This window comes from Microlunatus parietis (assembly GCF_013407955.1).
Taxonomy (GTDB): Bacteria; Actinomycetota; Actinomycetes; order Propionibacteriales; family Propionibacteriaceae; genus Microlunatus; species Microlunatus parietis.
In genome coordinates, this window is sequence record NZ_JACCBU010000001.1 from 6474050 (window position 1) to 6495263 (window position 21214).

At 70.7% G+C, this 21214-nt stretch carries 15 protein-coding genes; 8 read left to right on the forward strand and 7 right to left on the reverse strand.

What is annotated here, in order from left to right:
* The first annotated feature begins 8 nt into the window (after nt 1-8).
* Both BKA15_RS31205 and BKA15_RS31210 read left to right on the forward strand, forming a co-directional pair.
* A complete protein-coding gene (locus BKA15_RS31205; protein WP_218871654.1) occupies nt 9-1577 on the forward strand; it encodes a family 10 glycosylhydrolase in 1569 nt (522 codons plus the stop codon).
* Nucleotides 1578-1602: 25 nt separating this feature from the next.
* Entirely contained in the window at nt 1603-2430 is an 828-nt protein-coding gene (locus BKA15_RS31210) for a hypothetical protein (protein WP_179757559.1), read from the forward strand.
* Nucleotides 2431-2501: 71 nt separating this feature from the next.
* Here the strand turns inward: BKA15_RS31210 and BKA15_RS31215 are convergent, their stop codons facing one another.
* Nucleotides 2502-3164: an MBL fold metallo-hydrolase gene (locus BKA15_RS31215; protein WP_179757560.1), complete on the reverse strand. Its 663-nt coding sequence runs from the start codon at nt 3162-3164 to the stop codon at nt 2502-2504.
* Between the two features lie 19 nt (nt 3165-3183).
* Nucleotides 3184-3921 carry a maleylpyruvate isomerase family mycothiol-dependent enzyme gene (locus BKA15_RS31220; protein WP_179757561.1) on the reverse strand — a complete coding sequence of 246 codons (738 nt, stop codon included), beginning with the start codon at nt 3919-3921 and terminating at the stop codon, nt 3184-3186.
* 90 nt (nt 3922-4011) lie between these two features.
* Here BKA15_RS31220 and uvrA point away from each other — a divergent pair, with 90 nt between their 5' ends.
* The 3 genes from uvrA (at nt 4012) to BKA15_RS31235 (ending at nt 11187) form a co-directional block, all read left to right on the forward strand.
* Nucleotides 4012-7134 (forward strand): excinuclease ABC subunit UvrA, encoded by a 3123-nt coding sequence (uvrA, locus tag BKA15_RS31225; RefSeq protein WP_218871655.1) that lies wholly within the window; start codon nt 4012-4014, stop codon nt 7132-7134.
* Nucleotides 7135-7324: 190 nt separating this feature from the next.
* Complete coding sequence (locus BKA15_RS31230) at nt 7325-7882, forward strand: YdeI/OmpD-associated family protein (protein WP_179757563.1); 558 nt, start codon at nt 7325-7327, stop codon at nt 7880-7882.
* A gap of 212 nt (nt 7883-8094) precedes the next feature.
* Nucleotides 8095-11187, forward strand: a complete 3093-nt coding sequence (locus BKA15_RS31235) for a family 78 glycoside hydrolase catalytic domain (RefSeq protein ID WP_312879565.1) — start codon at nt 8095-8097, stop codon at nt 11185-11187.
* 13 nt (nt 11188-11200) lie between these two features.
* On the opposite strand, the gene BKA15_RS31240 is transcribed toward BKA15_RS31235, so the two are convergent.
* A complete protein-coding gene (locus BKA15_RS31240; protein WP_179757564.1) occupies nt 11201-11605 on the reverse strand; it encodes a VOC family protein in 405 nt (134 codons plus the stop codon).
* A 15-nt stretch (nt 11606-11620) separates the two neighbouring features.
* Nucleotides 11621-12886, reverse strand: coding sequence for an MFS transporter (locus tag BKA15_RS31245; protein ID WP_179757565.1), 1266 nt, complete (start codon nt 12884-12886; stop codon nt 11621-11623).
* 218 nt (nt 12887-13104) lie between these two features.
* On the opposite strand from BKA15_RS31245, the gene BKA15_RS31250 reads away from it, so the two are divergent.
* The 3 genes from BKA15_RS31250 to BKA15_RS31260 all read left to right on the forward strand — a co-directional run bounded on the left by BKA15_RS31250 (nt 13105) and on the right by BKA15_RS31260 (nt 17054).
* Nucleotides 13105-14352 (forward strand): hypothetical protein, encoded by a 1248-nt coding sequence (locus BKA15_RS31250; RefSeq protein WP_179757566.1) that lies wholly within the window; start codon nt 13105-13107, stop codon nt 14350-14352.
* A gap of 28 nt (nt 14353-14380) precedes the next feature.
* Nucleotides 14381-15853: an NAD-dependent epimerase/dehydratase family protein gene (locus tag BKA15_RS31255; protein WP_179757567.1), complete on the forward strand. Its 1473-nt coding sequence runs from the start codon at nt 14381-14383 to the stop codon at nt 15851-15853.
* A 289-nt stretch (nt 15854-16142) separates the two neighbouring features.
* A complete protein-coding gene (locus BKA15_RS31260) occupies nt 16143-17054 on the forward strand; it encodes a glycerophosphodiester phosphodiesterase (RefSeq protein WP_312879566.1) in 912 nt (303 codons plus the stop codon).
* 22 nt (nt 17055-17076) lie between these two features.
* Here the strand turns inward: BKA15_RS31260 and BKA15_RS31265 are convergent, their stop codons facing one another.
* The 3 genes from BKA15_RS31265 to BKA15_RS31275 are packed head-to-tail and all read right to left on the reverse strand — an operon-like array spanning nt 17077 to nt 21160.
* The gene (locus tag BKA15_RS31265; protein WP_312879722.1) at nt 17077-19488 is read right to left on the reverse strand and encodes a [protein-PII] uridylyltransferase; all 2412 of its coding nucleotides are present in this window, start codon (nt 19486-19488) and stop codon (nt 17077-17079) included.
* The gene (locus BKA15_RS31270; protein WP_152362723.1) at nt 19422-19760 is read right to left on the reverse strand and encodes a P-II family nitrogen regulator; all 339 of its coding nucleotides are present in this window, start codon (nt 19758-19760) and stop codon (nt 19422-19424) included. The genes BKA15_RS31265 and BKA15_RS31270 overlap by 67 nt, the downstream gene beginning before the upstream one ends.
* Nucleotides 19757-21160 carry an ammonium transporter gene (locus BKA15_RS31275; RefSeq protein WP_179757569.1) on the reverse strand — a complete coding sequence of 468 codons (1404 nt, stop codon included), beginning with the start codon at nt 21158-21160 and terminating at the stop codon, nt 19757-19759. The genes BKA15_RS31270 and BKA15_RS31275 overlap by 4 nt, the downstream gene beginning before the upstream one ends.
* Nucleotides 21161-21214: the final 54 nt, after the last annotated feature.

The following is a 21214-nucleotide window of genomic DNA, read 5'->3' on the forward strand; positions in this document are numbered from 1 at the left end:
GGTCGATCTTGTCCAGCAGACGTCCAAGTTTCGGTGCGGTCGCGGCGGCGCTGATCCTCGCGATGGCGCTCGCGGTGCCGATGGGGACCGCGGCCGCCGACACCGGCAAGCAGCAGCAGTGGCGCGGCTACTGGGTGGACTCCTTCAACGCCGGCATCTACAACCCCGCGCAGGTGACCAAGCTGGTCGCCGACGCCAAGCGGATCAACGCCAATGCGCTGGTGGTCCAGGTCGGTCGCGAGACCGACTGCTTCTGCAACGACTCGGCGTTCCCGCGGACCCAGGCCGGCGGCGTCGACCCGGCCCCGTACGACCCGCTGGCCGAGGTCATCGAGCAGGCCCATGCCGCCGGTCTCGAGGTGCACGCCTGGGTCAACTCGACCATCCTGTGGCGCAGCCTGACCCCGCCGGTGGATCCAACTCACGCGTATCACGAGCACGGCGTGACGGCCACCGGCCGGGACCGCTGGATCAATCGCCGGGTGGACGGCGAAGAGGTGATGGCCAACCGGGTGTTCCTCGATCCGGCCAACCCCGACGCGGTCGACTACATGGTCGAGGGCATCGCCAGCATCGCCCGCAACTACGACATCGACGGCATCAACCTCGACTACATCCGCTACCCCGACTACAGCTCGGTGACGACCCACAGCGAGTGGGGCTACAGCGAGACCTCGATCGCCAGGTTCCAGGCGGCGACCGGCCGGACCGACGTCCCGGCTCCCGGTGACGCCCAGTTCTCGGACTGGCGGCGGGCCCAGGTGACGTCGTACGTGCGCAAGATCTACCTCAAGCTGCACGAGGTCGACCCGGCGGTGCGGCTGTCCATGGACGGGATCACGTACGGCTACGGACCGCAGGGGACCGAGGGCGGCTACGAGAAGACCCGGACCTACGCCGAGGTGCTGCAGGACTGGCGGGGCTGGCTGGCCGAAGGAATCATGGACACGAACATCGCCATGAACTACAAGCGCGACAGCCGCGCCGACCAGTCCGTGATGTTCGACCAGTGGAGCGAGTTCCTCGCCGACAACCAGGGCCGCCGCAGTTCCGTGAACGGGCCGGCGCTCTATCTCAACAGCCTCGAGGAGAGTCTCGCCCAGGCCCGCGACGCGCTGGCCCCGACCGCCGCCGGCAACCGGGTGATCGGCTGGACAGGCTATTCGTACGCCAATCCGAGCGCGCTCGTGATCACGGACCCGACCCAGGCCGACGCCCAGCGCAACGCGCTCGCCGATGCCCTGACCGCCGACCTGTTCGCCGAGGAGGCGGCCGTTCCGGACATGCCGTGGAAGAGCCGGCCGACCCGGGGCCACCTGCAGGGCAAGCTCGAGCTGCGCGGCGGCGGCGTGCTCGACCAGGCCGAGGTGACCCTGACCAGCCTGTCGACCGGGGAGAATACGGTACGGCGCTCCGACGGATCCGGCTGGTTCGGCTTCGTCGACGTCAAGCCCGGCCGGTATCTGGCGCAGGTCAAGCTGCCGTCGGGCGTGGTCGGCAAGCCCGTGACCACGGTCGAGGTTCGCAAGGGTGCGCTCGGCACGGTACGGCTCGGGCCGTTCCGTACCGTCGGTTGAGCGAGACTCTGGTAAACCGGAGCCGGTGACCTCACTGGAACACGTCCTGTGGATCGGCGGCCCGTCCGGCTCGGGCAAGACCACGGCGGCCCGCCTGCTGGCCCGTCGGTACGGATTTCGTTGGCACAGCAGCGATACGAAGACCTGGGACCACCGGGACCGGGCGATCGCGGCCGGTGATCAACGGGCGATCATATGGGAGTCGCTGACCGTCGCCGAGCGGAGCGCCTTGTCGCTCGACCAGACGCGGCAGTTGGAGCATGATCGCCGCGGCCTGACCCTGGAGGATCTGGCGGCACTGCCGGACCGCCCGTCCGTGATCACCGACGGCACCCCGTTCACGCCGGACGTGGTCGGCCCGGACGCGCTCCGGCCGCCGGTCCATGCGGTCTGGCTGTTCGCCGACGCCCGGATCCGCGCCGCCCGGAACCGCGGCCGCGGCTGGGGCGGTGCCGGCGGTCCCGCCGACCTGGACCGGGCCGCTCGGATGGCCGAGCAGGTCGACGCCGCCGGCGGCACCAAGATCATCACCAATGATCATGAATCCGCCGAGCAGACCGTCGACGCCGTCGTCCGGGTCTGCGCGGACTGGCTTCATGATCAACCGCGGGCGACCTCGACCGAGGAGCGGCGGGCCCTGATCCGGGAGGGCAATGCGGCGATCGTCGGCCAGTACCGGGCCGGCCTGGCCCGCCCCTGGGCCACCACCCGACCCGAGGAGATCGTCCGGGCCTTCGACTGCGAGTGCGCCGCCCCCGGCTGCACAGCGCTGATCGACCTTCCGTTGACCGCGTTTCCGGAGCCGTTCGGTCCGGACGACCCGTTGGTGCTCGCTCCTGGCCACGGTCGGTGACCGAAATCCAGCGGACGTTCACCGATTCCAGCGATCACGGCCGGATTCCGGCGAAGTCCGCTGGATTTCGGTCACCAGCCTCGGGCGCGCCATTCGCCGAGGTGCGGACGTTCGGTGCCGAGGGTGGTGTCGTCGCCGTGGCCGGGATGGACCTCGGTCGCGTCGTCGTACGCCCCGAAGATCTTGGTCTCCAGGTCGTCCATCAGGGACGCGAAGTCGGCCGGGCTGCCGGTCTTGCCGGGCCCGCCGGGGAAGAGGCTGTCGCCGGTGAACAGGTGATCGACGCCGCCCGGACCGCGGTACGCCAGCGCGATCGACCCCGGCGTGTGACCGACCAGGCCGATCACGGCCAGCGACTCCTCGCCCAGCGCGACGGTGTCGCCGTCCCAGACTCCGGTCAGCTCTTCCACCCAGGCGCCGGTGGCGATCGCGTCCTGGTCCGGCCGGCCGCAGACCAACTGTGACCGGGTGGCCTCGGCGACGTCGGCCAGGGCCTGCCAGTGGTCGCCGTGCCGGTGCGTGGTGACGATCGTGTCCGGGGCCTGGTCACCGATGAGTTCGAGCAGCCGGTCGGCGTCGTTGGCGGCGTCGATCAGTACGGAACCGCCCGGGCCGCGCAGCAGGTAGGCGTTGTTGTCCATCGGCCCGACCGAGAGTTTGATCATGGTCACGGTCTCGGACAGCCGGGTGGTGACCGGCGGGCCGCCGGGCGTGACATGGTTCAGGCCAGACATCGAGGGGTCCCTTCGGTGATCAGAATGCGGGCAGGGTGAGCCCCTCCGCGCCGTTGACCCGGTCGGCACTGGACCGGCCGGTCAGCCAGCCCAGCAGCGCCGCTGCCGTACCGCGGACTTCGCGGGTCTCGCCGGCCGACCCGACGGCGACGGTCGTGCCGCCGTCGACGATCAGGGACAGGCTCGGGAAGCCGTCCCGGGTCCGCAGCCGCAGCGAACACCATTCCAGGATCCAGCCGGCGACGGTCTCGTCCACCTGGTCGATCTCGTAGCCGACGTCGAGATCCACGTGATGCAGCACCACCTCGGTCAGCCGGGCCAGCGGGAGCAGCCGGGCCGGAGCCGTCCCGCCGCCGCGCAGTGCGACCGACTCGCCCCACTTGCCGGCGGCGTCGACCTCCTCCATCCGCTCCCAGAGCTGCTCGGCGGCGGTGTCGAGATCGATCTGCAGGTCAAGGCCGGACCGCCCGGCGCCGGCCTCGATCTCGGCGTTGCGTTCCTCGTCGGAGGCGTACATCGTGCCGGGCGTCCCGCTGGCGGCACCGCTGAGCAGCCGACCCAGTGCGTCCGCCTGCCGGGCGATGTGGGTGGCGACGTGCCCGCGGGTCCAGCCGGGCAGTCGGCTCGGCGCGCGCCAGTCCTCGTCGGTGACGGCGATGGTGTCGCCGAGCAGCCGTGCCGTGGCCGCCGACAGCAGCCCGCGCAGGGTTTCGAGTTGGTCGGCGGCCGGATCGCCGGCCGTTCCCGCGGAAGTCATGCCCAATAACCTACTGCGGCACGGCCGGGGCCGGTCGGGTGAGGGTGCGAGGAGTCAGCGGGAACGGGACTGTCAGTGGCCGGGCATAGCATGACCGACGTGGCTGATCGACTCATGATCCGTGGTGCTCGCGAGCACAATCTGCGCAACATCTCCCTGGACCTTCCGCGTGATGCGCTGATCGTGTTCACGGGCCTGTCCGGCTCCGGAAAATCGAGTCTCGCCTTCGACACGATCTTCGCCGAGGGACAGCGTCGTTACGTCGAGTCGCTGTCGGCGTACGCGCGGCAGTTCCTCGGCCAGATGGACAAGCCGGACGTCGACTTCATCGAGGGGCTTTCGCCCGCGGTCTCGATCGACCAGAAGTCGACCAACCGGAACCCGCGGTCGACTGTGGGCACCATCACGGAGGTGTACGACTATCTCCGGCTGCTCTACGCCCGCGCCGGCCGGCCGCACTGCCCGGTCTGCGGCGAGCCGATCAGCCGGCAGAGCCCGCAGCAGATCGTGGACCGGCTGATGGATCTCGAGGAGGGCACCCGCTTCCAGGTGTTGGCCCCGGTGGTGCGCGGCCGCAAGGGTGAGTACGTGGAGCTGTTCCGGCAGCTGGCCGGGCAGGGCTTCGCGCGGGCCCGGGTCGACGGCGAGACCGTACAGCTGACGGCGCCGCCGACCCTGGACAAGCAGAAGAAGCACGCGATCGACGTGATCGTGGACCGGATCGCGGTGAAGACCTCGGTCAAGCAGCGGCTGACCGACTCGGTGGAGACCGCGCTCGGGCTGGCCCAGGGCGTGGTGTCGGTCGACTTCGTCGACCTCGACCCGTCCGACCCCAACCGGGAGCGCCGCTACTCGGAGAAGATGGCCTGCCCGAACGAGCACGACATCGCGATCGAGGAGCTGGAGCCGCGGCAGTTCTCGTTCAACGCGCCGTGGGGCGCCTGTCCCACCTGCTCCGGCATCGGCACCCGGATGGAGGTCGATCCGGAACTGGTCGTGCCCGACCCGGAGAAGAGCCTGTCCGAGGGGGCCATCGCGCCCTGGTCGTCGGCCCACATCGCGGACTACTTCATCCGGCTGATCGACGCCCTGGCCGATCAGGCCGGGTTCAGTACGGACACGCCGTGGGGCGAGCTGCCGGTCCGGGTGAAGAAGCTGTTGCTGCACGGCGTCCCGGGGCAGCTGCAGGTCCGCTACAAGAATCGGTACGGGCGCGAGCGCAGTTACAACGCGAAGTACGAGGGCGTCATCTCCTACATCGAGCGGCGGCACGCCGAGGCGGAGAGCGACACCTCGCGGGACCGGTTCGCCGGTTACATGCGCGAGGTGCCGTGCAACGCCTGCAACGGCGCCCGGCTGAAGCCGTCGTCGCTGGCGGTGACGGTCGGCGACAAGAACATTGCCGAGGTGTCGGCGATGTCGATCGACGAGGCCGCCGCGTTCCTGTCCACTCTCGAGCTGACCGCGCGGGAGCGGCAGATCGCGGAGCGGGTGCTGAAGGAGATCAACGAACGGCTCCGGTTCCTGCTCGACGTCGGCCTGGACTACCTGTCGCTGAGCCGGCCGACCGGCAGCCTGTCCGGCGGCGAGGCGCAGCGGATCCGGCTGGCCACCCAGATCGGCTCCGGCCTGGTCGGTGTGCTGTACGTGCTGGACGAGCCCAGCATCGGGCTGCACCAGCGGGACAACCGGCGGTTGATCGACACCCTGGTCCGGCTGCGCGACCTCGGCAACACCTTGATCGTCGTCGAGCACGACGAGGACACGATCCGGACCGCGGACTGGGCGGTCGACATCGGTCCGGGCGCGGGGGAGCACGGTGGCCACGTCGTGGTGTCCGGCACGGTCGAGGAGCTGCTGGAGAGCGACGACTCCCTGACCGGCGCGTACCTGTCCGGCCGGCGCGTCATCCCGCTGCCGGCGCAGCGGCGGGCCCAGCTCGAGGACCGCTGCATCACCGTGCACAACGCGGTCGAGCACAACCTCAAGGACGTCACGGTCTCGTTCCCGCTGGGCCAGTTGATCGCGGTCACCGGCGTGTCCGGCTCGGGCAAGTCGACCCTGGTCAACTCGATCCTCTACACATCGCTGGCGAAGCGGATCTACAACGCGCGCGAGGTGCCCGGCCGGCACCGGACGATCACCGGCGCCGAGCACATCGACAAGGTGATCCATGTCGACCAGTCGCCGATCGGCCGCACGCCGCGGTCCAACCCGGCGACGTACACCGGGGTGTTCGACAGCGTCCGGAAACTGTTCGCCGAGACTCCGGAGGCGAAGGTCCGCGGCTACCAGCCGGGCCGGTTCTCGTTCAACGTCAAGGGCGGCCGGTGTGAGAACTGCGCCGGCGACGGCACGATCAAGATCGAGATGAACTTCCTCCCGGATGTGTACGTGCCGTGCGAGGTGTGCCACGGCGCCCGCTACAACCGCGAGACGCTCGAGGTGCACTACAAGGGCAAGACGATCGCCGAGGTGCTGGACATGCCGATCGAGGAGGCGGTCGACTTCTTCGCCGCGCTGCCGTCGATCAACCGGCACCTGAAGACGCTGCTGGACGTCGGCCTCGGCTACGTCCGGCTCGGCCAGCCGGCGCCGACCCTGTCCGGCGGCGAGGCGCAGCGGGTGAAGCTGGCCAGCGAACTGCAGAAGCGGTCCACCGGCCGCACCATGTACGTGCTGGACGAGCCGACCACCGGCCTGCACTTCGAGGACATCCGGAAGCTGCTCGGCGTGCTCGGCCGCCTGGTCGACGCCGGCAACACGGTGGTCGTGATCGAGCACAACCTCGACGTGATCAAGACCGCCGACTGGATCATCGACATGGGCCCGGAGGGCGGCTCGCGCGGCGGTACGGTGATCGCCGAGGGCACCCCGGAGCAGATCGCCGTCCACCCGTCCTCGCACACCGGCGCGTTCCTCTCGCACATCCTCGACGGCCGCCACGTCCCGGTCGGCACCGACGTACAGCCGGACATCTTCACCGCCGCCGCCACCACGAACCGGCGGGCGACGACCAAGCCGGCGACGAAGAAGAAGGCGGTGTCGCGGAAGGCGGTCACCAAGAAGGCGGCCGCCGCGAACGGAACTGCCGCCAAGAAGACGGCCGCCGCGACGACGACGGCCGCGAAAAAGACGGCACCGGCGAGGAAGGCGGCAGGGGCAAAGACGGCGGCGAAGAAGACGGCGGCGAAGAAGACCACCCGACGCTGACGCCGAGCGGCCACCAGTCCGCAACCTCGCCGGCAGCGGGTGAACTCGGACCGCGGCAGTGACGGCGCGCCCTCGGGAGGGGATACCGGACCTGACCGGCTTTGGTCGATCAGGAATCGAGAAGCGCCCGTACCTGGGACCGACCTAGCCTGATGGCATCGAGGTCATGATCAGGAAGGGGAGCGGAGCGATGGCTGACCGGAGTGAGGTACGGAGCACGGAGTCGATCGACTGCGCAGCGCGCGTGCGGCGGGTCGGTGATCGTGCGATCGTGCGGCTGCCGGACGAGGCGAGCGCGCAACTGCCCGCTCGCGGCCAGGTCGCGGTGACGGCGACGATCGACGGCAACCCCTTCGACACGGTGGTCGAACCCGACGGCATGCGGGGTCATTGGCTGGCGCTCGACGAGGGGTTGTGGCGAAGCCTGGAGCTGAACGACGGCGACGAGGTGATGCTCCGGCTTGAGGTGGCCGGGACCTGGCCGGAGCCCGACCTGCCGGAGGACTTCGACGCCGCCCTGGCGGACGCGCCGGACCTGGCCGACGTGTGGCAGGACATCACGCCCATGGCGCGCTGGGAGTGGGTGCGCTGGGTCAACGCCACCAGGAACCAACAGACGCGCGAGCGTCGGATCGAGGTCAGTGTCGCCAAGCTGAGGTCCGGCAAACGGCGCCCGTGCTGCTTCGACCTCGCCTCCTGCACCGATCCGGAATTGTCGAAGAACGGCAAGCTCACGACCCCGGTGTGAGCCGCGCTCGAGGGTGCACCTGGCAGCCTCGAACTCAACCGCGACCGTTCCACCGATCCGCGACCGTTGCAGCGGTCGCCGATGCGAGGAACGGTCGCGGCTGCGCGGACCTGGGCACGGGGTCGGGGAGACGCATGATCATTGTCACTGGTGGAGGCGCGTGCCCGCTGTGAGATTGGGGAGCTCCGAGGGGGAACGAACGAGGAGCGGGTGTGCGCAACGTCAAGCGACGGAGCTTTCTGACCGGGGCCACGGCGGTGGCCGCGACGACGGCGGTGGCGGGGAGTGCGGCGGCAGAGGACCGTTTGGCGGGGCGGGGACTGCTGCCGTACCGGCTCAGCACGGATCACCTCATCGACCCGCTCGGCATCGACGACCCGGAGCCGCGATTCGGCTGGCGGCTGGCGGGTTCCGGCACGGAGCGGCGGCAGACGGCCTACCGGATCCGGGTCAGGACCGGAGATGATCATGATCCGGTCTGGGATTCCGGCCGGGTCGAGTCGAACGACCAGCACGGGATCGGCTACGGCGGAACGGAGCTCGAGCCGCGGACCCGCTACATCTGGTCGGTCCGGGTCTGGGACGAGGCCGGCGTCGCGGGTCCGTGGAGCCGCAGCGCCTGGTTCGAGACCGGGCTGCCGGCCGGCGAACCGTGGCCGGCGCAATGGATCGGCAGCGGGATCGAGCTGCCGAAGCCGACCAGGACGCTGCAGCCGGCCCAGTACGTCGCCGAACCGATCACCGGGCACACGCTCGGCCAGACGTTCACGACCGCCGGACCGATCGTCGGCGTTGCGATCCTGGTCCGGGCCGCGGGCGACGAGCCGGCCACGGTCACCCTGCGGCTGCTCGCCGACGGACCGGATGGTGATCAACTCGCGACCGCGGAGGTGACCGGCCTGGCCGGTGAGATGGCCGCCCGGCTCGACCTTGATCAACAACGGCCGGCCGGCACCTACTACCTGGAGGCGACCACCGACAGCCCGTGCCTGTCCTGGGCGAGCGCCGACGGCAACCCGGAGGCCGAGCAGAAGTCGCCCTACGCCGACGGCGCGGCCTACACCGACGGGAAGGAGCAACCGCTGCGGGACCGTTGGCTGTACGGTCTGCCGCCGGACCCGCCCGCGGATCCGTTGCTGCGCACCACCTTCGAGCTGCCGGAGCGACCGGCGCGGGCCCGGCTTCACCTGATCGGTCTCGGTCACGGCCGCGCCATGATCAACGGGCACCGGGTGGACGACTTCGCGCTGTCGCCGCCGGCCACCGACTACGACCGCCGCCTGCTCGCCACCACGCACGACGTCACGACGCTGCTGCGGGCCGGCGGCAACGGGCTCGGGGTGGCGCTGGGCCGCGGCTTCTTCGGCAGCCGGGCTCCCGACTCGGACGGCAGCAACCTGTATCCGTGGACCGGCGAGCCGCGACTTCTGGCCCTGCTGGAGGCGGAGCTCCCGGACGGGACCATGATCAAGATCGCCAGCGGCCCGGACTGGCGGCTGACCGAGGGACCGGTGACCTACGACGGTGTCTACACCGGCGAGACGTTCGACGGCCGGCGCGAGGCCGCGCTGGCCGGCTGGTCCGAATCGGAGTTCGACGACAGCGACTGGTCCGCCGCGGTGATCATGGAATCGCCCGGCGGCCGGATCGAGGCCTATCCGAACCAGCCGATCCGGACCGACCGCCCGCTCCGGCCGACCAAGGTCACCGAGCCGGAGCCCGGCACGCTGCTGTACGACTTCGGCGAGGTGACGGCCGGCTGGGTCAGGCTCCGCGGCCGGCTGCCCCGCGGCACCAAGATCATCGTGCAGTACAGCGAGAAGCTCGGCGACAGCGGCCGGATCGAGCTCGGCGCCCCGGCCGGCGTACGGAACCCGTCGGTGACCGGGCGGCACCAGCGCGACGAGTACGTCGCCGCCGGCGGCCCGGTGGACTGGCAGCCGTGGTTCACGTACCAGGGCTTCCGGTACGTCGAGGTGACCGGCGGCGACCGGTCGCTCCGGGTCGAGGCGGTGCCGGTGCACAGCGACCTGGACCGCACCATGCGGCTCCGGGTGGCCGAGCCGGTGCTGCAGTGGATCGTCGACGCGACGCTGCGGACCAACCTCAACGCGCTGCACGGCCAGCCGGACGTCGCGCCGATGTACACCAAGCTGGCCTGGCTCGCCCAGCCGCGACTGGCCAGCGCCACGCTGCTGAACGGCTTCGACAGCGCGGCCTGGCTGGCCAAGTGGCTGGACGACCTCCGGCTGTCCCAGGCCGAGTCCGGCGCGCTCGGGATCGTCGCACCGCTCGGCCCGTTCCCGCCGGACTTCCCGATTTCGCCGTCGTACACCGGTAGCTACGCCCAACTGGTCCGGCAACACTGGGAGCACTACGGCGACCGGAGTCTGGTGCTGCACCACCTGCCCGCCGTGCTGCGCTATGTCACCTGGCTGCTGGCCGGTGTCGAGGCGCAGGGCGGACTGGCGATGGACGTTTTCGCCGACTGGTATCCGCCGCACAACGATCACCATCCGGCACCGCCGGAGGGCGGCCAACTCGTCGGCACCGCGTACGTGATCGAGAGCGTTCGTGATCTAGCGACGCTGACCGACCTGGCCGGCGAGACGGCCGAGGCGGCGGAGTGGCGGGCCAAGGCGGAGGCGCTGACCGACCGGTTCAACGAGGCGTTCCTGGACCGGGCCGCCGGTCTCTACCGGACCTCGGAGACCAAGAAGTACCGGCAGGCCAGCAACGCGATCCCGCTCGCACTTGATCTTGTTCCCGCCGAGTACGTGGACCGGGTGGCCGCCCGCCTCGCCCGCGACGTCGAAGATCACGACCGGCACCTGAACACCGGTTCGGTCGGCACCTGGGCGCTGCCGTACGCCCTTTCCGATCATGGCAACGCGGACCTGGCGCTGGCCGTGCTCGGGCAGCACAGCTATCCGGGTTACGGCTTCTGGCGCAGCCTCGGCGGGACGACCCTGTGGGAGAACTGGGAGACGGACTCGCGCGGCCACCAGGACCCGATGCTGTCCGGCCCGGTGCAGTGGCTGCTGGAACGGGTGGTCGGCCTGGAACTGCTGCGGCCGGGCTGGTCGAGGTTCCGGGTCGCGCCCCGCGCCTACGGCGACCTGCCGTCGGCCTCCGTCGAGCTGGACACCGTGCGCGGCCGGATCGAGGTCGGCTGGGAGCGGCGGAAGGGCAGGCTCCGGCTGACCGTCCAGGTCCCGGTCAACGCCGTCGCCGAGGTGACGCTGCCCGGCGAGCCGCCCCGCGAGCTCGGCTCCGGCCGCCACCGGCTGACAACCGGAACCTGAGTACGGCGAGCGGTCAGAAGTCGCGCGACGAGAGCACGCAGAACTCGTTGCCCTCCGGGTCGGCGAGCACGGTCCAGGTCGCCGAGTCGTCCTGACCGACGTCGGCCCGCGTCGCGCCGAGACCTTCCAGCCGGGCGATCTCGGCGTCGCGGTCCTGGCTGGAGTGCGGGGCCAGGTCGACGTGGATCCGGTTCTTGACCGTCTTCGGGTCGGTCACCCGGACGAACACGAGGCCGGGCGGCATCCGCTCCCACGGCACGGCTCGGGCCTCCTCCTCGCTGCCGAGGTAGCCGGGGACGAGCACCACCTCGTCGTCCGCCTCGTAGATCTTCTGCCAGCCGATCGCCTCCGCCCACCAGCCGGCCAGCGACCGCGGGTCCGGGGTGTCGATCACGTTGCTGTACCAACGCAGAACCATGATGTTCTCCTTTCCTCAACTGGACTCTAGAGATTGCTTCCGACGCCCGCCCAGCCGCAGATAGAGCGCCGCGGCCGGGCTCATGATCACCGCCGAGCCGATCAGCGCGATCGGGATCGAGGTGAGGCTGGCCAGGGCGCCGAGCGGCGGTCCGCCGACGACCTGGCCGATTGCGTCGGCCTGACCGTTCATCGACAGGACGGTCGCCCGGGAGCGGGACTCCAGCTGCCGGTTCAGCCAGGTCGCCTGGATCGGGTACGCGATCGACCCGGCCGCCCGCTTGAGCCACAGCGCCCCCATGGCCAGCCAGAGGTGGCCGGACAGGGCCAGCACCGCCACGCCGCCGGCCTGGATCACGACCAGCAGCGCCAGCACCCGGCCGGGCCGGGTTCCGCTGACCAGCCCGGGCGCGACCCGGTTGACCACGATGCTGCTGATCATGGAGATCAGCGAGCCGATCACGGCGAAGGCGGCGAACCAGAGTGCCGGCTCGGTCCGCCCGAACAGGCTGGGCAGGGTGAACGACTCCAGGATCCGGGCGGTCCAGAGCCGGTCGATCGCCTCGCTCGACAAGCCGAACAGCAGGCTGATCACGAAGAACCAGCGCACCAGCGGCCGCCGCCGCACCTGGCCGAGCCCGGACCGGAAGGTGCCCAGCAGGGTGGCCCAGGCGGTGCCGGCCCGGGCGTCCGGATCGGGGGTGAAGTTGTGTTCCGGCATGATCAGCGCGAGCACCGCCGCCATGATCACGAAGCCGATCCCGCCGACGATGATCGGCAGTTGCAGCGACACCAGCCCGAGCAGGCCGGCGAGCACCGTACCGGCGAAGGACAGGCCGAGAGCCAGCTGATGCCCGCGGGTGAGCACCGGCTGGACTGCCTCGACGCCGACCTCGTCGGTGATCCAGGCCTGGTTGGCGCCGGAGACGAACGTCCAGCCGATGCCCCAGATCACTTGCGCAGCGAGGATCGCGGCGAACTCCGGCACCGCGCCCTGCAGGATGATCGCGGCGCCGATGATCGGCAACCCGATCAGGACCGACAGCCGCCGGGAGTAGCGGTCGGCGATCACCCCGGTCGGGATCTCGCCGAGGAAACAGGTGGCCTCCATCACGGTGCCGACCAGGACCAATTGGAGTGGCGTCAGGCCGACCACCTGGACCTGGTAGACCATGATCAGGGTGAACGCGAGCGCGTTGAAGCCGGCGAATCCGGCCTCGAAGACGTAATAGGTACGGGCAGCGTCCGCCGGACGTCGCAACCGGCGGAACAGAGTGATCAACAACGAAGTCTCCTGAGCGTGACCGACCCCGATCGCGGGGTCGTTGAGATCGGGCCCAGGTCTCGGACCGGGCCCGCTGGATCGTCAGCTCAGGAAGTGAAACGCATGCCCGGACGGTAGCAGCCGCACCGTGATCGCGCACGGCATTTCCGGTTCCGCGCCGGTCCGGCGCTGGTAATCTCGTCCGCGGCGGATCGCCCGGTGATCAAGGAGCACGCATGTCCAAGCCCAGGGTGGCGCTGGTGATCACCACCTGGTTCCCGAACTCCCATGCCGACGTGATCGCCCGCCATCTTTTCCGGGGTCCCCGCGACGTTGTTCGGGGGAGCGAAGCGGAGGAGAAGAACGTCGTGGGGTGGTCTCGGCTGATCACCGGGTACGAGCTCGACGGACCGCATCGGGAGCCGCGGGTCGAGGTCGTCTCGGCCTACCTGGAGCAGCAGGGCGTGACCAGGCCGGAACCGAGGCCCGATGTCGGCACCGACTTCCTCGCCGAGCACGGCGTGCCGATCTTCCCGACCGTGGCCGAGGCGATCACGCTGGGCGGGACCGGGGTCGCCGTCGACGGGGTGGTGCTGATCGGCGAGCACGGCGACTACGAGGACAACGAGTTCGGCCAGAAGCTGTATCCGCGGCGCCGGCTGTTCGACGCCGCGGTGGCGGCCATGATCACCGGCGGCCGGACGATCCCGATCTTCGTCGACAAGCACCTGAGCTACGCCTTCACCGACGCGCGGTCGATGTACGACGACGCACGGCGGCTCGGCATCCCGCTGCTGGCCGGGTCGAGCGTCCCGCTGGCGTACCGGGAACCGACCGGGGCCGACTGGCGCTTCGGCGCACCGCTCACCGACTGCCTGGTGATCGGCTACGGCGGTGCGGAGGTGTACGGGTTCCATGCCCTCGAGGCCGGCCAGGCGCTGCTGGAGCGCCGGGCCGGCGGCGAGACCGGCGTGGTCGCGGTCCAGGCGTGGACCGGACCCGAGGTCGGCCGGCTCGCCACGGACCCGGCGGGACCGCTCCCGCCCGAGTTGATCACCGCGGCCGCCGGCGCCGGCGGCTTCGACGACGCTCAGAACCTGATCGAGCAGGCGACCGACGTCTACCTGGTCGAGCACGCCGACGGGGACCGGCTTACCGTGCTGATGACGGACGCTGTGACGGACTTCCTGGTCGCGGCTCGCGGACCGGACGACGCGCTCGCGTACCGGATCGCGCTGCTCGGCGAGCAGCCGTACTTCTTCCCGCACTTCGCCCGGCTGGTGTTCCAGATCGAGCAGCTGATGATCGACCGGCGAGCTCCGTACCCGGTCGAACGGACCCTGCTGACCGGCGGCGTCATCGACGGGTTGATGCGGTCCCGGGCCGGCGCCGGCCGGCTCAAGACGCCGGACCTCGCGATCGCGTACCGCGGTCCCGAGAAGATCGAGGGCTCGGCCGTCGCCGTGCCGCTGCCGAAGTCCTGACCCACCTCGCCCCGAATCGGAGTGAACCATGCGCATCCTGCTGGTCGACCTGCCCCCGTTGATCATTCCCGGAGTCCGTGATCAACTCGGCTCCCGGCACGAGATGATCATGCTCGACGGTGTCACGCTGGACCGGGACGCCTGTGCCGCGCATGCCGAGGTGGACCTGGTGATCCACGCCGTCCAAGATCACGACGACCCGGCGACCATGATCGACACGGCGACGCGGGGCACCTGGAACCTGCTCACTACGACGTCGGCCCGCCGCTACCTGCAGCTGTCCACGCTGCGCCTCCTGGACGACTACGATCCCGGCTGGGCGGTCGACGAGGCCTGGGCGCCGCGGCCGGACGACGACCCGGTCCGGCTGTCCGCGCAGCTGGCCGAGCTGGCCTCGCGGGAGATCTCCCGGACGACCATGATCAACGTCAAGGTGCTCCGGCTGGACCGGGTGCTGGCGGCGGCCGACTTCGACCGGAGCCCGACCGGGCCGGACTGGCTGCACGTCGACGACGCGGTCGGCTACACGGTCCGGGCCGCGGAGTGTCTGATCGAGGAGCCGGACCGGCCCGGCTGGACGGTGCTGCACGCGGTCCGCGGTCCGGGCCGGTTCCGGACCCGGGGTGACCTCGGCTTCCGGCCGGCGCACCCCGGCGATCCGACCCCGGCCGGACCGGCACCGCAGCCGCCGGCGGAGCCGGGCCCGGTCCGGGTGCCCGCCGCCGGCCGTCCGGTGATCTTCGGCGCCGGCGGCCCGCTCGGCGCGTCCGCGGCCGAGCAACTGGCCGCGGTGCCCGGGCTGACGGCGACCCTGACCGACGTGCGCCCGCTGGCCGAACTCGCCGCACGGGCGCCGCAGAGCCCGGGCGCGCCGCTGCCGGCGCCGGCCCGGCCGCCGCACTCGGAGCGACTGGTCGACGTCACCGACCAAGATCAGGTTCTGCAGGCCGCGACCGGTGCGGATTGCTTGATCAACTGCACCGTGATCAGGCACGACGTCGATGCGGCGTTCAGGGTGAACGTACTCGGCGCGTACGCGATCATGAAGGCGGCCGTGGAGCACGGCATCCGCCGGGTGGTGCAGACCGGCCCGGCGCAGGTTCTGCTGGCCGACCCGATCGGGTACGCGAGCGATCGGGCGGTGCGGCCGGACACGCCGGCCCGGGCCGGTTCGGCGATCTACTTCCTGAGCAAGCTGCTCGGCTCCGAGATCTGCCGGATCTTCGCCGAGCGGTACGGCATCGCGACGCCGGTGCTGCTCTTCGAGACCCTGATCGCGCCAACCGCGACGGACGGCTGGACCTCGCCGTTCATGATCAGCTGGCCCGACGCCGGCCGGGCGATCCGGGCCGCCGCGACCGTACCCGAACTGCCCGAGCCGTGCCCCGTGCTGCACGTCCGCGCCCCGTCGCCGCACGGCCGCTACCGCGCCGACGGCCTGGCCGAGGTGCTCGGCTGGCAGCCCGAGGACAGCCTGGACCACCGCTGGGCCCGCCCCTGACCAACCAGCCGACCGGTCACCAAAGCAGGTGTTTCGGTGGCGTGTCGCTGCAGAGTTGACCGGTCAGTGAAGGTCGGGTGGGGACGTTCGGTGCCGGCCGATTGATCATTCGGCCGGGGAGTGGCGAGCGGTGGCTCTGGTGGCTTGATCAACTCGGGTAAACCGGCGGTAGCGGACAAGGGTGCCGACCGCTCACGGGATGCTCAGCCGGCCATCGCCTGCTGGACCTCGGATCGTCACTCAGTCCGGAAACCATCGGGGTCGGCCCGCCGACGAAAGGTCCCGCACGGTGCCCAGCCTCCGCCTGCCGATCTCCCGCGCTATCGTTCTCGCTCGTGCCGTCGCGATCCTGGTCCTGGCGGGTGTCGCGGTGACCGCGTACAGCCTTCCGGCGCGGGCCGAACAGGCCGCCGGCGTCGACGTCATCGCCCATCGTGGCGCTTCGGGCGTCGCACCGGAGAACACCGCCCCCGCGATCCGGGCCGCGATCGTTCAGCGCGCCGACTTCGTCGAGATCGACGTTCAGCGCACCAAGGACGGGAAGCTGGTCAACTTCCACGATTGCACCCTGGTCCGCACCACCGACGTCGAGGAACGCTTCCCGGGCCGGACCGGCTACCGGGTCTCCGACTTCACGCTGGCCGAGCTGAAGACCCTGGACGCCGGTTCCTGGTTCGGCCCGCGGTTCGCCGGTGAGCCGATCCTCACCCTCGGCGAGGTGATCGGGCTGGTCCGGCACCGGACCGGGCTGCTGGCCGAGATCAGCCCCTGTGCCCACTATGTCGGCACCGGTCTGCCGGAGCAGCTCGCCGCCGAACTGGCCGCCACGCCGCGCTTCCTGGATCAGGCGCTGGCCGCGGGCGCGCTCGCCGTCCAGTCGTTCAGCGTCGCCGATGCGAAGGCGTTCCACGCCCGACTGCCCGAGGTTCCGGTCGGCCTGCTGCACGCTTCCCGGCCGACCGAGGCCGAGCTGGTCGAGCTGAGCGGCTGGGCCGACCAGATCAACCCGAGCTCCGACGACACCGACCGTGCGCTGATCGATCGTGCCCACCGGCTCGGCCTGGCGATCAACGTCTGGACGGTGAACGATCCGAGCCGGATGCGCGAGCTGGTCGCTCTCGGCGTCGACGGCATCATCACCGACTTCCCGGGTTCGCTCACCGGAGCGAGTCGACCCAGGTCGGCCGACTCGCGACACTAGCGACGGGGAAGGTCGAGCAGGGTCAGTCGCCGGACGGGGGCGTGCCGCGGGCCGCGTCGGCCAGGGCCCGGGTGGCTGCGTCGACGCGGCCGACGGACGGCAGTGACCCGTCCGGCTCGGTCAGGTAGAAGGTGTCGATCGCCTGCCCGGCCAGGGTCGCGATGTGCGCGGACCGGATCGAGAAGCCGGCAGCGGTGATCGCCCGGCCGTAGGCGTAGAGCAGGCCGCGCCGGTCGTTCGCCCGGACCTCGATCACCGCCGCGCTCTCGCTGGCGTCGGGTACGGCAGCCACCCAAGGCTCCGCTCCGGCAGACCGGACCCGTTCCTCGCGCCGCCGGATCCCCTCCAAGACGCCCGGCTCACCACGGCCGAGTCGCTCCAACTGCTTGATCAGATAGGCCGGGTCGGGCAGGTCGGTGGCGCCGGCCGACTCGACCCGCCAGGTGTTCACCGCGACGCCGTCGATGGTGCTCAGCAGCGCGGACCGGACGGCGATCCCGTGCGCCGCCAGCAGGCCGGCGGTGTCACCGAAGAGGCCCAGCCGGTCCGGGGTCGCGATGATCACCTGCATCCCGGCCGGCTTCTCCTCGACGATGATCCGGGACCGGCCGTCCAGGCCGACCGAACGGGCCAGGCCGAGATCGATCATTCCGCCGGCCCGGCCGGTGTGCGGCTCGCCGGCCAGCTTGTCCTCGGCGCGTTCGGTCAGCGCATTGATCAACTGCGCCCGCCACGGCGACCAGGCCGCCGGACCGGCGGCGCGGGCGTCGGCCTCGGTCAGCGCGCGGAGCAGCCGCAGCACCTCGATCCGGCCGTCGACGGCACCGACCAGCGCGTCCATCGTCGCCGGGTCTGCATGATCACGCTTCGTCGCCAGCTCGGCCAGGGTGAGGTGCTCCCGGACCAGCAGCTCGACCAGCGCGGCGTCCTCCTCGCCGTACCCCATCGCGGCCACGGCCTGCCGCGCGATCGGAGCCCCGACTCGCGGATGATCATGCTCCGCGCCGGGCAGTTTGCCGATGTCGTGGAACAGGCAGCCGAGCAGCAGCAGGTCCGGCCGCTCCACCGAGGTCAGGTGCCGGGCGGCCTCGGCGACCGCCTGCACCGAGTGCCGGTCGACCGTGTGCCGATGCACCGGGTTGTGTTGCGGTCGGGCCCGGATCCCTTCCCAGCAAGGGATCCAGCGGCTGATGCAGCCGGCCAGGTCGAGTGCCTCCCAGACCGCGATCATGGATTCGCCGCCGGCCAGCAGTTCCAGCAAGGCCTCCCGCGCCTCGTCCGGCCAGGGTGTCGGCAGCGGCGGCGCGTGGGTCCCGAGGTTCTCCGCGGTGATCGGGGACAGCACCAGTCCGCGACTGGCCGCGAGCGCACCGGCCCGCAGGCCGAGCAGCGGCTCGGCGGGGGAGGTCAGCCGGGCCAGCCCGACCTCGCCGAGGTGCACGATCAGGCCGTGCGGTGCGGTGTCGTACTGCGGCCGCCGTTCCCTGCGGGCGAAGGGAAAGCGGCGCCGGGCCGGCAGCACCTGCCGGGCCGACCGTACGGTCAGGTCGACGGCGTGGCCGATCCGGCGGGCGGCCAGACTGACGTCGCGGCGCAGCTCGTCCTCGTCGTCGTAGCCGAGCAGCTTGGCGACGTCCGGCACCTCGCCCGCGACCAGCCGGTCCAGCGCCCGGCCGGAGACCACCTGCAGGGCGTCGCGGACGTCCAACAGTCGCTGGTACGGCTCCCGGACCCCGGCATGGGGCTGGTCGGTGAGCCAGGTCGCCGCCAACGCCCGCAACATGATCATGTCCCGCAGCCCGCCGCGGCACTCCTTCAGATCCGGCTCCAGCAGCGAGGCCGCATCACCACTGCGCTGATGCCGCTCGGCCAGTGACTCCAGCAGTTCCGGCAATCTGCGCCGGGCCCCGGACCGCCAGGCCTCCAACAGCCCGGACCGGGCCCGCTCGACCAGGTCTGCCTCGCCCGCGATCAGCCGCAGGTCGAGCAGGCCGACCGCGGCGCTCAGCTCCCGGTGAGCCACCTCGGCGCACTCGGCCGGGGTCCGTACCGAATGATCAAGTCGGAGCCCGGAATCCCAGAGCGGGTACCAGATCCGCTCGGCCAGCGCGTCGATCGCGGCCTGATCGGAGCCGTCGTGCAAGATCACCAGATCGATGTCGGACCGCGGCCCGAGCTCCCGTCGGGCCAGGCTGCCGACGGCGGCCAGCGCGACCCCGCCGCGGTCGGTGCCCGGCGCGGAGCCGTACAAGTCGATCAAGAAATCCTCGACCAACCGAGCGACAGAACGCCGACGATCCGGCCCCGCCGTGGTTGCCCAGGAGGACCGGATCGCGACGCCGAGGCGCTCGGTGGTCAGGTCACGCTTCAGAGCGCGTCCAGCCCGCGCTCGCCCGTCCGGACGCGGACCACGTCCTCGACCGGTACGGACCAGACCTTGCCGTCACCGATGCGGCCGGTCCGTGCGCTCTTGACCAGAACGTCGATGATGTCACCGGCATCCTCGTCGTCCACGAGCACCTCAAGTCTCACCTTGGGCACCAGGTCGACGGTGTACTCCGCCCCCCGGTAGACCTCGGTGTGTCCACGCTGCCGCCCGAATCCGCTGGCCTCGCTGACGGTCATCCCTTCGATCCCGAAGGATTCCAGGGCGGCCTTCACCTCGTCCAGCATGTGGGGCTTGATGATCGCGGTGATCAACTTCATGCCGTCACCTCCTCGGATGACTTGCTGTCGACGCCGTTACCGGTCGCCTCGGCCGGCTCGGCCGGACGGGTCGTCGTGGTGCCAAGCCCACCCCGGCGGGTGGCACCCAGGGTCCCGAGATCGTACGCCGTCTCGGCGTGCTCGCTGCTGTCGACGCCGTCGAGCTCGCTGTCCTTGTCGACCCGGAAGCCGATCGTCTTCTCCAAGATCAAACCGATCAGGTACGTGATCACGAAGCTGACCACCATCACGGCCACGGCTCCGACGACCTGGCGCCAGAGTTGATCAAAGCCGCCGCCGTAGAAGAGGCCGTTGAGCCCGGCCGGCGTCTCCTCGGTGGGCGCCCCGGCGGGAGCCTCGCTGGTGAGGAAGAAGCCGATCGCGATGGTGCCCCACAGGCCGGCCACCAGATGCACGCCGACCACGTCGAGCGAGTCGTCGTACCCGAGCTTGTACTTCAGGCCGACCGCGAGGGCACACAGCGCACCGGCGATCGCACCGATGATGATCGCGCCGACCGGCGAGACCGAGGAGCAGGCCGGGGTGATCGCGACCAGGCCGGCGACCACACCGGAGGCGGCACCGAGCGAGGTCGGCTTGCCGTCCCGGATCCGTTCGGTGAGCAGCCAGCCGAGCGTACCGGCCGCTGTCGCGACGAGCGTGTTCACCCAGACCACGGAGGCGGTGTTGTCCGCGGCGACGGCGGAGCCGGCGTTGAAGCCGAACCAGCCGAACCAGAGCAGGCCGGCGCCGATCATGACCAGGGTCAGGTTGTGCGGCCGGATCGGCTCCTTGCCGAAGCCGATCCGCTTGCCCAGCACCAGGGCCAGGGCCAGGCCGGCCGCACCAGCGTTGATGTGCACCGCGGTGCCGCCGGCGAAGTCGATCGCGGCCAGGTTGTTGGCGATCCAGCCGCCGACGACGGAGCCGTCGTCGCTGGTGAACGCGAACACCCAGTGCGCGATCGGGAAGTAGACCAGAGTCACCCAGATGCCAATGAAGATCATCCAGGTGCCGAACTTGGCCCGGTCGGCGATCGCGCCGGAGATCAGGGCCGCGGTGATGATCGCGAAGACGGCTTGGAACCCGACGAACGCCATGGCCGGCAGCGAGGCTTCCGGATCGTCGGCCATCAGCCCGTTCAGGCCGAGGTACTCGATCGGGTTGCCGAGCAGGCCGAGGCCCACGTCGTTGCCGAAGGCGATGGAGTAGCCGTACAGCACCCAGAGCACCGAGATCAGTGCCAGCGCGCCGAAGCTCATCATCATCATGTTGAGCACGCTCTTCGCGCGGACCATGCCGCCGTAGAAGAGCGCGAGGCCGGGTGTCATCAGCAACACCAGGGCCGCGGAGGTGAGAATCCAGGCCGTGTCGCCCGAATTCAGTTCGAGTGGAGTCATGGAGATTCCTTCGGTGAAGAAGCTGGAAAGTCCTGGCCCCGACTCTGCTGAGCG